This window comes from Stenotrophomonas sp. Y-13 (assembly GCF_046267925.1).
GTDB classification, from domain to species: Bacteria; Pseudomonadota; Gammaproteobacteria; order Xanthomonadales; family Xanthomonadaceae; genus Stenotrophomonas; species Stenotrophomonas acidaminiphila_A.
On record NZ_CP176501.1, the window covers coordinates 1,199,755 to 1,211,945 of the forward strand.

A 12,191-nucleotide genomic window follows, 5' to 3' on the forward strand; every position below is an offset into this window, starting at 1 on the left:
ATCGCCATGCCCGCCATCCGCTGTTCCGTGCGTCACCGCCAGGAGAGAACCCCGATGTTGCCAGCCCGCCGCAATCCCACCCGTTGCCTGTCCACGCCGCTGTCGCTGGCCGTGGCCAGCGCCCTGATCGCCATCGCCGCGCCGGCCCTCGCGCAGGATGCCGGCAAGGACAAGGAAAAGGAAAAGACCACCGAACTGGCCCGCGTCGAGGTCACCGGTTCCAACATCCGCCGCACCGACGTGGAAACCGCCTCGCCGGTACAGGTGATCAGCAAGCAGGACATCCAGAACATGGGCGCCCGCACCCTGCTGCAGGTGCTGGACAACCTGCCGGCCGCGCGCCCGGCCCAGGTCGATTCCAAGTCGCTGTTCACCGGTTCCGACGGCGCCTCGCAGGCCAACCTGCGCGGCCTCGGCCCGCAGGGCACGCTGGTGCTGCTCAATGGCCGTCGGCTGTCGTACTACGGCGCGCCGTCGGGCTTCCAGACCCAGTTCGTGAACATCGACGCCATTCCCGCGGCCGCGATCGAACGCATGGAAGTGCTGACCGACGGCGCCTCGGCGGTGTACGGCACCGATGCGGTGGCCGGCGTGATCAACGTCATCACCAAGCGCAGCTACCAGGGCCTGGAGGTCAGTGGCACCTGGGACACCGCGCCGCGCTTCGACTCCTACGGCGAGAAGCAGGCCAGCATCACCGGTGGCTTCGGCGACCTGTCCCGCGACCGCTACAACGTCTACGCCAGCGTCAACCTGTACGAGCGCGACGGCATCCCCGACAGCGAGTGGTACGACAAGAACCCGGCCCAGTTCTACGTCAACAATCCGGACTACATCAAGAACCTGCGGCTGGGCACGGGCAGTGCGCCGGGGGTGTTCAACCCGGGGTACTACTTCGCCTTCGACCCGGTCACCAAGGCGCGCGTGGACGAGGCCGCGCCGGGCTGCAAGAACGTGCTGCAGGTGAGCAGCGGCACCCGCTGCATCTGGCAGACCTGGATGAACCGCCAGATCAACGGCGGCGCCGACTCCCGCCGGGTCACCGCCTACGTCAACGGCCACTTCGTGGTGAACGATGCCACCGAGGCGTTCGCCGAGGTCACCTATACCGACATCGACCTGCGCGCCAATGGCGGCACCCCGCGCGCCTACGGCACCACCACCGGCAACCCGCAGAGCTGGTTCTCGCGCAATACCGGCAACACGGTCAACCAGTTCCTGTATCCGTTCCTGGGCCCGAACAACGAGTACAACCACGCCAGCCCCGAGCTGAAGGCGCTGATGGGCGGCGTGGTCGGCCTGGGCTACCTGCTGCAGGACGTGGGCGGCAACCACTTCGGCCAGCGCAATACCGACAAGAGCTACCGCGCGGTGGCCGGCCTGCGCGGCAGCATCGGCGACTGGAACTGGGAAACCGCCTTCGCCACCGCCGGCTCGCATTCGGTCACCTACCAGACCACCAACGTCAACCTGCGCGGCTTCGAGAAGGCCTTCGGCCCGTACACGGTCGACCCGGGCACCGGCCGGGTGATCATTTCCGACCACCCGGCCTACAAGTTCGGCGAGCTGAGCGAAGCCAATGCCGCGCTGATCCGCGAGGCATTCCCGACCTTCGACATCCAGTCGTGGACGCGGCTGCATACCCTGGACGGCAAGATCGAAGGCCCGCTGTTCAACCTGCCGGCCGGCGAAGTGCGCGCCGCGTTCGGCTTCAACGCCACCCGCGAGACCTTCTATACCCCCGGCAACCCGGACGCCGCCAACGGCCTGATCACCCAGCAGGGCGGCTCGTGGTTCGACGGCAAGCGCAACACCTACGCGCTGTTCTCCGAAGCGGTGGCGCCGATCACCGACAAGCTGGAGCTGGACGCCGCGCTGCGCGTGGACAAGTACCCGGGCTTCAGCGCCAACCTGGCGCCGAAGATCGGCCTGAAGTACCAGGCGCTGCCGCAGCTGATGCTGCGCGGTACCTATTCCGAAGGCTTCCGCGCGCCCAGCCTGGCCGAGTCCGGCAGCGGCGGCGTGTACGCGCAGATCGGCGGCTACCGCGACGAGACCCGCTGCGCCGAGACCAATGCCATCGCCGGCCTGCTGCGCCAGTCCGCGCGCGGCGTCGACAAGGACCTGGGCAACAGCCTGTGGAACAGCGACTGCAGCCGCAATGTGGCGCGCATGACCCAGCCCAACCCGGACCTGAAGCCGGAGAAGGCCAAGATCGCCACCGTCGGCTTCGTGCTCGAGCCGACCGACTGGCTGTCGCTGTCGGCCGACTACTGGTTCGTGTACCGCCGCAACGAGATCGTCGCGCCGGACTACAGCAAGCCGGAAGAAATCAGCGCGATGACCCGCTTCCCGATCACCGAGACCGACCTGGCCAACCTGGCCGCGCTGGCCCGCATGTGCGCCGACCCGGCCAGCGGCGTGGCCTGTCCGGCGACCCTGCCGGGCTACAGCACCGGCAACGTGGCCAGCGTGATCGGCCAGTACAAGAACCGCGGTCGCACCCTGGTCGACGGCCTGGACGTGGACGCCCGCGGCCGCTTCGAGCTGGGCGAGTGGGGCCGGCTGAACGTCGGCGTGGCCGCGACCATCACCAACCGCAACATGTACAACGCCGATGATGCCGACGGCTGGTACTACGGCAACTTCGTCGGCTACTACAACAACCCGCGGCTGCGCGCCACGTTCAACACCAACTGGACCTACGGCAACTGGGACACCGGCTTCTACATCAACTATGTCGGCGGCACCAAGTGGGCGTATGACCGCATCGACGCGGAAGACAACAACGCCGAAACCTGCACCGGCAGCTACGTCGACGTGTCGCCCAGCCAGTGCGAGGGCGCGCCGTCGTGGTGGACGGCCAACCTGAGCGTGAACTGGCGGCCGGTCGAGAAGCTGAGCGTGGGTGTGACGGTGAAGAACCTGTTCAACCGCCTGCCGTTCTACGACCCGAACGACTGGATGAACTTCCCGGGCTACACCAACAACTTCGGCCGCATCTACAGCGTGACCGCCACCTACCGGTTCTGATGCCGCACCGTTGCGTGCTCCCCTGCGTGCATGGCATGAAGGGGAGCACGCCTGCTTCGCCCGCCCGGGGCGTGCCATGGCGGCCGCCACGGGCGTGATTCCAAGCCAAAGAGGACATGCAATGAAACGCAGGGAATTCATCCTGGCCGGCGCCGCGCTGGCCGCCACCAGCCTGTTGCCGGAGACCCCGGCCTGGGCGCGCGGACGCAGGCTGCGGCTGGGCATGATCGGCACCGGCATGCGCGGCCAGGTGCTGCTCAAGGAACTGCTGCGCCGTGACGACGTGGACATGGTGGCGCTGTGCGACATCGAGCCGATCATGCTCGGCCGCGCCACCGCCATGGCAACCAGGGCCGGCAAGCCGGTGCCGCGGACCTACGGCGCCGATGGCGATGCCAACGCCTGGAAACGCCTGCTGGAGCAGCGTGGCCTGGACGGGGTGATCATCGCCACGCCATGGGAACTGCACGCGCCGATGGCGATCGCGGCGATGCAGGCCAGGGTCGCGGTGGGCTGCGAAGTGGTGGCCGGCATCACCCTGCAGGACCACTGGGACGTGCTCAACACCCAGCTGCAGACCGGCACCCCGTACATGCTGCTGGAGAACGTGTGCTACCGCCGCGACGTGATGGCGGCGCTGCAGATGGTGCGCGAAGGCCTGTTCGGCGAGCTGGTGCACCTGCAGGGCGGCTACCAGCATGACCTGCGCGGGGTGAAGTTCAACGACGGCAATCCCGACCATCCCTACGGCAGCGGGGTCGAGTTCGGGCCCAAGGGCTGGTCCGAGGCGCGCTGGCGCACCGAACACTCGGTCACCCGCAACGGCGAGCTGTACCCGAGCCATGGCATCGGCCCCTGCGCGATGTACACCGGCATCAACCGCGGCAACCGCTTCACCCACATCAATGCCTTCGCCAGCAAGGCGCGCGGGCTGCACGAATACACCGTGGCCAGGAGTGGCGGCACCACGCATCCGAGCACCCGGGTGCAGTTCAAGCTCGGCGACATCGTCACCACCACCCTGGCCTGCGCCAACGGCGAGACCATCCTGCTGCAGCACGACACGTCGCTGCCGCGTCCGTACTCGCTGGGCTTCCGCGTGCAGGGCACCAAGGGCCTGTGGATGGATCTCAACCACGGCATCCATATCGAGGGCCGCAGCCCGCCGCACGAGTGGGAGGACTTCAAGGCCTACCAGGACCAGTACGAGCACCCGCTGTGGAAGCACCATGCCGATACCGCCGCCGGCGCCGGCCACGGCGGCATGGACTGGTTCGTGATCCACGCCTTCGTCGAGGCGCTCAAGGCGCAGGCGCCGATGCCGATCGACATCTTCGACGCGGTGACCTGGAGCGCGATCACGCCGCTGTCCGAGCAGTCCATCGGCAACGGCTTCCAGACCCTGGAGTTCCCGGATTTCACCGGCGGCCTGTGGCGCCAGCGCAAGCCGATCTTCGCGTTCGACGGGCGCTATTGAGCCCGCAGCAGCGCACCCCGGTACGCGAGGGGGCTTTGCCCTGATACCCCGCACCTGGGTGTGCCGGCAATGCGAAGGGCCTGCGTGCAGGCCCTTCGCGCACTGAAGTGGGGTCCTGCCGCCTGCCGGTTCTCAGCGGGTGGCGGTTTCCGCATCGGCGTCGGCCACCGGCGAGGGCGGGCACGCCGGCACTTCGGCCGGCGTCGCCAGTTCCCCGGCATGCGCCGGCGGCGCCAGCATCCTGGCCCTGCGCCAGCCGCCCCAGCGGTAGTAGGCCAGCGACAGCAGCATCGAGACCAGCGAACTGACCGGGAAGCTCCACCAGATCGCATCGGCGCCCCAGTAAGGCTGCAGCAGTTCGGCAAACGGCACGCGCACGCCCCACAGCGCGGCGGCCAGGATCAGCAGCGGGGCCATCACCGCACCGGTGGAGCGGACCACGCCGGAAATCACGAAGCTCACGCCGAAGAACAGGAACGACCACACCGCGATGTGGTTCAGGTGCCGCGCGACCGCCAGCGCCTGGCTGCCGTCGGGCAGGAACAGGGCCAGCGAGTGCCGGTCCAGCAGGACCAGCGGCAGGATCAGCACCCCGGTGAGCACGAAGTTGTACAGCACGCCCTTGCGCGCGGTGCCGCGGACCCGGTTCCAGTGGCCGGCGCCCACGTTCTGCGCGGCCATGGACGAGCATGCCGCGCCGATCGCCATCGCCGGCATCTGCACGTAGGTCCACAACTGCAGCGACGCGCCATAGGCGGCGGCGGTATCGGTGCCGTAATCGTTGACCATGGTCATCAGCATGATCATCGACAGCGAGATCAGCACCATCTGCAGGCCCATCGGCACGCCCTTGACCACCAGTGCGCGCAGGATCGCCAGGTCGATGCGCAGCAGCCCCAGGTCCTTGCGCCCCAGCCACAGCACATGGCCGCGCTGGCGCATGTAGGCCAGCAGGCCGAGCAGCGACAGCGACTGCGCCAGCAGCGTGGCCCACGCCGCACCGGCGATGCCCAGCCGCGGGAACGGGCCGATGCCGAAGATCAGCAGCGGGTTGAGCGCGATGTCCAGCGCCACCGACAGCAGCAGGAAGCGGAACGGCGTGCGCGAGTCGCCGGCACCGCGCAGCGCCGCGCTGAGGAAGGCGAAGGCGTACAGCGTCGGCGTGGCCAGGAAGATGATCCGCAGGTAGGCCTCGGCCAGCGGCAGCGACGCGGCCGGGGTACCCATCGCGCGCAGCAGCGGATGCACCATGAACCAGCCGGCGATGGCGATCAGCACTGAAATGCCGATGAAGAAGGTGGCGCTGGTGCCCATCACCCGCCGTGCCTGGACCACGTCGCGCGCGCCCATCGCCTGGCCGATCAGGATGGTGGCGGCCATGCCGATGCCGAACACCGAGCCGATCAGGAAGAACATGATGTTGTTGGCGTTGGCCGTGGCGGTCAGCGCCGCTTCGCCGAGGAACCGGCCGACCCAGATCGCGTTGACCGAGCCGTTGAGCGACTGGGCGATGTTGCCCGCCAGGATCGGCAGGGCGAACAGCAGCAGGTTGCGCCCGATGGGGCCTTCGGTCAGCGAGCGGGCGGCAGGGGCGGGGGCGGTCATGGGCGGCGGTCGGCGACTGAATGCGGACACTAGCATTGCCGGTGTGACGGTGGCCGCAGGTCTCGCTACGATGGCGCCCGGGTATGTCCAGTGGAGGAACGGGAGTGCGCAGACAGCTGTGCGGCGCAATGGCGGTGCTGGCCCTGTCGGGCTGCGCCAACAGCGAGCGCCTGATGGACGCCGGCGTGCGCCCGTCCGACCATGCCGACTGCCTGGTCGGCGCCGGGCCCGCCGAGCCGGTGCCCAGGGGGGCCGCGCCATCGATGCGCAGCCGGCGCTGCAACCCCGACGAGGGCCTGAACTGGACCATCGGTTCGTCGCGCAGCGAGACGATGGACGTGGACTTCAAGAAAAAGCATGACTGAAACGCAACAGGTACCGGCGACCATCCGCCTGGACGTGTGGCTGTGGGCCGCGCGTTTCTTCAAGACCCGCAGCCTGGCCAAGCACGCGGTGGAGACCGGCAAGGTCGAGGTGGACGGGCAGCGCCCGAAATCCTCGCGTGCGGTCCGCGTCGGCGACGCCCTGCGCGTGCAGCGCGGCGATGAGGTTTTCGAGATCGGCGTGCGCGGTCTCAGCGACACGCGCGGGCCGGCACCGGTGGCGCAGGCGCTGTACCAGGAGACCGAGGCCTCGCGCAGGGCGCGCGAGGAACAGCGGCTGCAGCGCGCCGCCGCCCGCGACGGCTACCTGCCCCCGGAACACAAGCCGGACAAACGCGCGCGGCGGCTGATCCGCGCGCTGGGCGACATCGACGCGCTGTAGGCGCGGCCGCGCCCTGGCGGCGCGTGGCAACGGCCGCCTGCGGCACGGGCGGGGCCGCTCCCCGCCGCCAGCGGGTGCCGTTCAGACCGCGTGGGCGCCGGCTCAGCGCTTGCCGCTGCCGAGCAGGCCGCTGCCAAGCCGGATCAGGTCGGATACGCCGAGCTGGCCATCGCCGTCCTGGTCGAGCAGGCTGCCGAGCAGGCCGCCGGCGACACCGCCCTGCTGCACCACCTGTTGTCTTTCCTCGCCAAGCAGGCGGCCCAGGCCACCGGCGTCGACCTGGTCGGCCGCGGACAGGCGCTGGGCCAGGTAGGCCATCACCACCGGTGCCAGGATCCGGAGCAGTTGCCCGGCGCGCTCGCCGCCCAGGCCGGTGGCCTGCGCCAGCCCGGCCTCGGCGCGGCCCTGGTTGCCGCCGAAGATGTGGCCGAGGATGCCCGCGCCGTTGGTGGCCGGGCTGCTGCCGCCGCCCAGCACCGCGCCGAGCACGCCGCCGATGTCCAGGCCGCTGTGGTTGTCCTGCAGCGCGCCGAACAGCGCCTCGGCACCCTGCGGCCGCGCGGCGTTGTTGCCCAGGGCGCCCAGCAGCAGCGGCAGTGCCGCGCTGACCGCGCCGGCGGCCTGTCGGCTGTCCAGTCCCAACTGCTGGGAGACCTGTTGCAGCGGCGCGCCCTGCAATTGGGAAAGAAGCTCGTCGGTAAGGCTCATCGGGCGGATCCTTGCGGTGGGTATGCCCGGCCATGGTAGCGCCGGCGGACGCCATGCGCGGCCGCCGGCACACGGGGCACGCGGCAGTGGGGCGCGCTGGATGCGGCCGGTACGCCGGTGCGGTGCGCGCCCGGCGGCCATGCGGCGGGGGCGCGGACCGCCAGCGCAGCGCCACCCCGGCGCCGGTCTCGGCCGGCGCGGCGCCGGCATGTCCGCCCTGGCGGGGAGCGGGCGGTGGGGCGGCAATCGCCCGCTCCGCGTGGGGGCGCAGGCGCCGCTTGCAGGTGTCCGCGGCCCCGCCGCGCAGGGCGGGGCCAAGGGCGTCACAGCGTGATGTCTTCCGCGCCCGGCGTGGCCCTGGGGAACGTCGCTTCCGGCTGTGCCGGCGCGAACGGGTCGGCCGGCCCCGCCTCCGCCAGCTTCTTCAGTGCCGCCGCGACGCCGGCGCCATAGGCCGGGTCGGCCTTGCTGCAGTTGTCCACGTGGCGCTGCTTGATGAAGTCCGGGGCGTCGCCCAGGGCGCGCGCGGTGTTGTCGAACAGGCGCTGCTTCTGCGCGTCGTCGTAGCTGCGGAACAGCGCGCCGGGCTGGCTGAAATAGTCGCTGTCGTCCTCGCGGAAGTTCCAGAAGTCGGCATCGCCGCGGATGCGCAGCGGCGGCTCGCGGTACTGCGGCTGCTCCTGCCACTGGCCGTAGCTGTTGGGCTCGTAGTGCGGCAACCCGCCGTAGTTGCCGTCCACCCGCATGGCACCGTCGCGGTGGTTGCTGTGTACCGGGCAGCGCGCCGCGTTCACCGGGATCTGGTGGTGGTTGACGCCCAGCCGGTAGCGCTGCGCGTCGGAATAGGCGAACAGCCGCGCCTGCAGCATCTTGTCCGGCGAAGGACCGATGCCCGGCACCAGGTTGCTCGGCGCGAACGCCGACTGCTCCACGTCCTGGTACCAGTTCGCCGGGTTGCGGTTGAGCTCGAACTCGCCCACCTCGATCAGCGGGTAGTCGCTCTTGGGCCACACCTTGGTCAGGTCGAACGGGTGGATGCGGTAGGTCTCGGCCTCCAGCTCCGGCATGACCTGCACGAACAGCTTCCACCGGGGGAAGTCGCCGCGCTCGATCGCCTGGAACAGGTCGCGGCCGTGGCTTTCGCGGTCGTGCCCGACCAGCACCTGCGCCTGCGCGTCGGTCAGCGCTTCGATGCCCTGCTGGCTGTGGAAGTGGAACTTCACCCAGAAGCGCTCGCCGTCGGCGTTGGTGAAGCTGTAGGTATGCGAGCCGAAGCCGTGCATGTGGCGGAACGTGCGCGGGATGCCGCGGTCGCTCATCACCACGGTGACTTGCAGCAGCGCCTCCGGCAGCAGGGTCCAGAAATCCCAGTTGTTGCGCGCGCTGCGCAGGTTGGTGTGCGGGTCGCGCTTGACCGCCTTGTTGAGGTCGGCGAACTTGCGCGGGTCGCGCAGGAAGAACACCGGGGTGTTGTTGCCCACTAGGTCCCAGTTGCCTTCCTCGGTGTAGAACTTCAGCGCGAAGCCGCGGATGTCGCGCTCGGCATCGGCCGCGCCGCGTTCGCCGGCCACGGTGGTGAAGCGGGCGAACATCTCCGTCTTCTTGCCGACCTCGGAGAAGAGCCTGGCGCGGGTATAGCGGGTGATGTCGTGGGTGACGGTGAAGGTGCCGAACGCGCCGGAACCCTTGGCGTGCATGCGCCGCTCGGGGATCACTTCGCGGTTGAGGTTGGCCAGCTTCTCCAGCAGCCACACGTCTTCCATCAGCAGCGGTCCGCGCGGCCCGGCGGTGCGGCTGTTCTGGTTGTCCACCACCGGTGCGCCGAACGCCGTGGTCATCGGCGTGGTCGGCGCGTCGCCGTGCTTCTGGGCCGGGGTGGTACTGGTGTCGCGCTGCGACTGCGCGGCCTGCGCCGGCGTGGGCGCGGCATGGTACGGGCAGGTGGGTTTGCTGTCGTTGCTGCTCATGGCGGGCTCCTGGCTGGCATCGGGGAACATCGTGCGACGACGATAGCGACGGGACGGTGAAATGAAAAATCGAATGATCCGCTCGGAACCATAGGTTCGGCCTATGGCGTTGCAGACCGGTCGAGCCCGCCGCCTGCGCTCAGTCGCGGTCCGGCGCGCCCAGCGGGAACAGCGCGCGATAGGGCCGCGCCGCGGCGACCGCGCGGGCGAACGAAGGGCGGGCGAGCAGCCGCGCCCGGTAGTCGCGCAGCACCGGGTAGCGGGCGTCGATGCGGTGGGTCCAGTCGGCATAGAACAGCGCCGGCGCGGCGGCGCAGTCGGCCAGGGTGAAGTCCGCCCCGGTCGCCCACGGCCTGCCGGCCAGCGTGTCCTCGAGCCAGCCGTAGGCCAGCTCCAGCCGTTCCACCGCGTTGGCCAGGGCATCGCCGGCCTTGCCGGCGTCGCCGCTGAGCGCGCCGCCGACCGCGTGCTGCACAGGGCTCATCACGTGCAGGTCGAAGAAGCGGTCGAGGAAGCGCACCTCCAGCGCGGCGCCGGCATCGTCCGGCAGCAGCGGCACCGGTCCGCGGTGCCGCTGCTGCAGGTATTCGATGATGATGCTGCTCTCCACCACGCTGCGCCCGTCGTCCACCAGCAGCGGGAACCTGCGCAGCGGCCAGCGCTGCAGCCATTCGGCCGCGTTGAGCGGCGCATCCGGGCCGAGCATGCGGAACTCGAACGCGGTGGCGTTCTCGTACAGGGCGATGAGCACCTTCTGGGTGTACGAGGAGAACGGGTGGCCATACAGCAGCAGCGACATGGAAGCCCTCCGCGGCGGATGCCGATGCCGGCAATGTGGGCGCAATGCCGGCGCCGCGCAAGGTGGCCCGGCCGGTGCCGGATGTCGGCGGTGGCCGGCATCTGCCAGACTGCGCCTGCCCCCGGACCGCCCTGGATTGTCCCGCATGAGCGAACGCGCCACCCGCCTGCTGCACCTGCTGGACGAACTGCGGCGGCGGCGCAAGCCGGTGCGCGGCGCGCACCTGGCCGAGTACCTGGGGGTGAGCCTGCGTACGCTGTACCGTGACATCGACGCGCTGCGCGGGCAGGGCGCGGACATCGGCGGCGACCCCGGCGTCGGCTACCAGCTGCGGGGCGGATTCCTGCTGCCGCCGATGATGTTCTCGGCAGAGGAACTGGAGGCGATCGTGCTGGGCGTGCGCTGGGTGGCTTCGCATGCCGATCCGGACCTGGCCGTTGCCGCCGGCGCCGCGCTGGACCGGGTGACCGGGGTGCTGCCGGAGAACCTGCGCCTGCAGGTCGAAACCAGCGGCCTGTACGCGCCGCAGTGGCACCCGACCGAGCCCGAACCCTGGTTGCCGGCGCTGCGCCGCGCGATCCGCGCCGGGCATGCGGTGCGCATCCATTACCGCGATGCCGAAGACCGCGCCAGCGAGCGGGTGATCTGGCCGTTCGCGATGGCCTTCCTGGCCGAGGTCCGGCTGTTGGCGGCCTGGTGCGAGATGCGCGGCGACTTCCGCCATTTCCGCGCCGACCGCGTGCTGGCCCTGCACGACACCGGCCAGTGCTACCCGGAGCAGCGGCACCGCCTGCTCAAGCGCTGGGGCGAGCAGCGGCGGCAGCGCCAGGCACTGGCGGCTGACTGCTGACAGCGGCTGTCAGCAGGCCCCGCGCACACTGCCGGCTCCTTCCCGTACCGGAGCCCGCCATGACCACGCTGACCTTCTACACCCATCCGTTCTCCCGCGGCCGCATCGCGCGCTGGATGCTGGAAGAGGCCGGCCTGCCCTACGAGGAGGTCATCCTCGATTACGGCACCACGATGAAGGCGCCGGCGTACCTGGCGATCAACCCGATGGGCAAGGTGCCCGCGCTGCGCCACGACGACACCGTGGTGACCGAGAACGCGGCCATCTGCCTGCACCTGGCCGACCTGGTGCCGGAAAAGGCGCTGCTGCCGCCGCCCGGCACCGCGGCGCGCGGTGCGTGCTATCGCTGGGTGCTGTTCGCCGCCGGTCCGCTGGAGTCGTTCATCACCGCGCGCCGGCACGGCGCGCTGGCGCCGGCGAGGGAGGCCGGTTATGGCAACGAGGCCGACCTGATGCGCACCGTGGAAGGCGCGCTGGCGGGCAGGCGGTATCTGGTGGGTGACCGGTTCAGCGTCGCCGATCTGTACATGGCGGCGTTGCTTGGCTACTACATGCGTATCGGCGAGCTGGAATCGCGGCCGGTGTTCGAGGCGTATGCGGCCGCGCATCTGCAGCGGCCGGCGGCGCAGCGGGCCAATGCGCGCGACGATGCGCTGGTGGCGGAACGGGCGGAGAGTGCCTGAGTGCGGCACGCTGCCCACCGTTGCCGTTGCTGTTGCTGTTGGTTTTTGCTTTCAGGGCCCCCTTCCGCAGCGACGGAGCCGGCGGGAAAAACCCGAAGGGCGGCGTGCAGGGACGCACGCCGTTTTTCGACGAGACAGGGGCGAACCGGAAATAGGCGAAGCACTGCTTCGCCCCGGTGAGCGGGCTGGCGCCGTGAGGCGACTGCCCCGGCCCCAGCTGCATTGCAGCTGGGTCTCGTCGAAAAATCCCGCCGGCGGAGTGGACCTGGCGCGTGCAGCGCGTCGGGCGCGTAGACAGGGGCGT

The 12,191-nt window shown here is 70.0% G+C and carries 10 protein-coding genes; 6 read left to right on the top strand and 4 right to left on the bottom strand.

What is annotated here, in order from left to right; all coding sequences use genetic code 11:
• The first annotated feature begins 54 nt into the window (after positions 1–54).
• Both ACJ7VY_RS05250 and ACJ7VY_RS05255 read left to right on the top strand, forming a co-directional pair.
• Positions 55–3,033 (top strand): TonB-dependent receptor plug domain-containing protein, encoded by a 2,979-nt coding sequence (locus ACJ7VY_RS05250; protein ID WP_409476511.1) that lies wholly within the window; start codon positions 55–57, stop codon positions 3,031–3,033.
• A gap of 121 nt (positions 3,034–3,154) precedes the next feature.
• The gene (locus ACJ7VY_RS05255) at positions 3,155–4,510 is read left to right on the top strand and encodes a Gfo/Idh/MocA family protein (protein WP_409476512.1); all 1,356 of its coding nucleotides are present in this window, start codon (positions 3,155–3,157) and stop codon (positions 4,508–4,510) included.
• A gap of 132 nt (positions 4,511–4,642) precedes the next feature.
• Here ACJ7VY_RS05255 and ACJ7VY_RS05260 read toward each other — a convergent pair whose 3' ends face one another.
• Positions 4,643–6,115 (bottom strand): MATE family efflux transporter, encoded by a 1,473-nt coding sequence (locus ACJ7VY_RS05260; RefSeq protein ID WP_409476513.1) that lies wholly within the window; start codon positions 6,113–6,115, stop codon positions 4,643–4,645.
• Positions 6,116–6,219: 104 nt separating this feature from the next.
• Here ACJ7VY_RS05260 and ACJ7VY_RS05265 point away from each other — a divergent pair, with 104 nt between their 5' ends.
• Positions 6,220–6,480: a hypothetical protein gene (locus ACJ7VY_RS05265; protein WP_158681826.1), complete on the top strand. Its 261-nt coding sequence runs from the start codon at positions 6,220–6,222 to the stop codon at positions 6,478–6,480.
• Complete coding sequence (locus ACJ7VY_RS05270) at positions 6,473–6,880, top strand: RNA-binding S4 domain-containing protein (RefSeq protein ID WP_104938384.1); 408 nt, start codon at positions 6,473–6,475, stop codon at positions 6,878–6,880. Before ACJ7VY_RS05265 ends, ACJ7VY_RS05270 begins: the two co-directional genes overlap by 8 nt.
• A 102-nt stretch (positions 6,881–6,982) precedes the next feature.
• On the opposite strand, the gene ACJ7VY_RS05275 is transcribed toward ACJ7VY_RS05270, so the two are convergent.
• The 3 genes from ACJ7VY_RS05275 to ACJ7VY_RS05285 all read right to left on the bottom strand — a co-directional run bounded on the left by ACJ7VY_RS05275 (position 6,983) and on the right by ACJ7VY_RS05285 (position 10,354).
• Positions 6,983–7,588 (bottom strand): DUF937 domain-containing protein, encoded by a 606-nt coding sequence (locus ACJ7VY_RS05275; protein WP_161614149.1) that lies wholly within the window; start codon positions 7,586–7,588, stop codon positions 6,983–6,985.
• Positions 7,589–7,911: 323 nt separating this feature from the next.
• Positions 7,912–9,426, bottom strand: coding sequence for a catalase (locus tag ACJ7VY_RS05280; protein ID WP_312344624.1), 1,515 nt, complete (start codon positions 9,424–9,426; stop codon positions 7,912–7,914).
• Positions 9,427–9,694: 268 nt separating this feature from the next.
• Positions 9,695–10,354, bottom strand: coding sequence for a glutathione S-transferase family protein (locus tag ACJ7VY_RS05285; protein WP_313247463.1), 660 nt, complete (start codon positions 10,352–10,354; stop codon positions 9,695–9,697).
• Between the two features lie 145 nt (positions 10,355–10,499).
• Here ACJ7VY_RS05285 and ACJ7VY_RS05290 point away from each other — a divergent pair, with 145 nt between their 5' ends.
• Together ACJ7VY_RS05290 and ACJ7VY_RS05295 are read left to right on the top strand one after the other, a co-directional pair.
• On the top strand, positions 10,500–11,204 hold the full coding sequence (locus tag ACJ7VY_RS05290; RefSeq protein ID WP_312344182.1) for a YafY family protein: 705 nt from the start codon (positions 10,500–10,502) through the stop codon (positions 11,202–11,204).
• 59 nt (positions 11,205–11,263) lie between these two features.
• Positions 11,264–11,887 carry a glutathione S-transferase family protein gene (locus ACJ7VY_RS05295; RefSeq protein ID WP_104938388.1) on the top strand — a complete coding sequence of 208 codons (624 nt, stop codon included), beginning with the start codon at positions 11,264–11,266 and terminating at the stop codon, positions 11,885–11,887.
• The last annotated feature ends 304 nt before the right edge of the window (positions 11,888–12,191 follow it).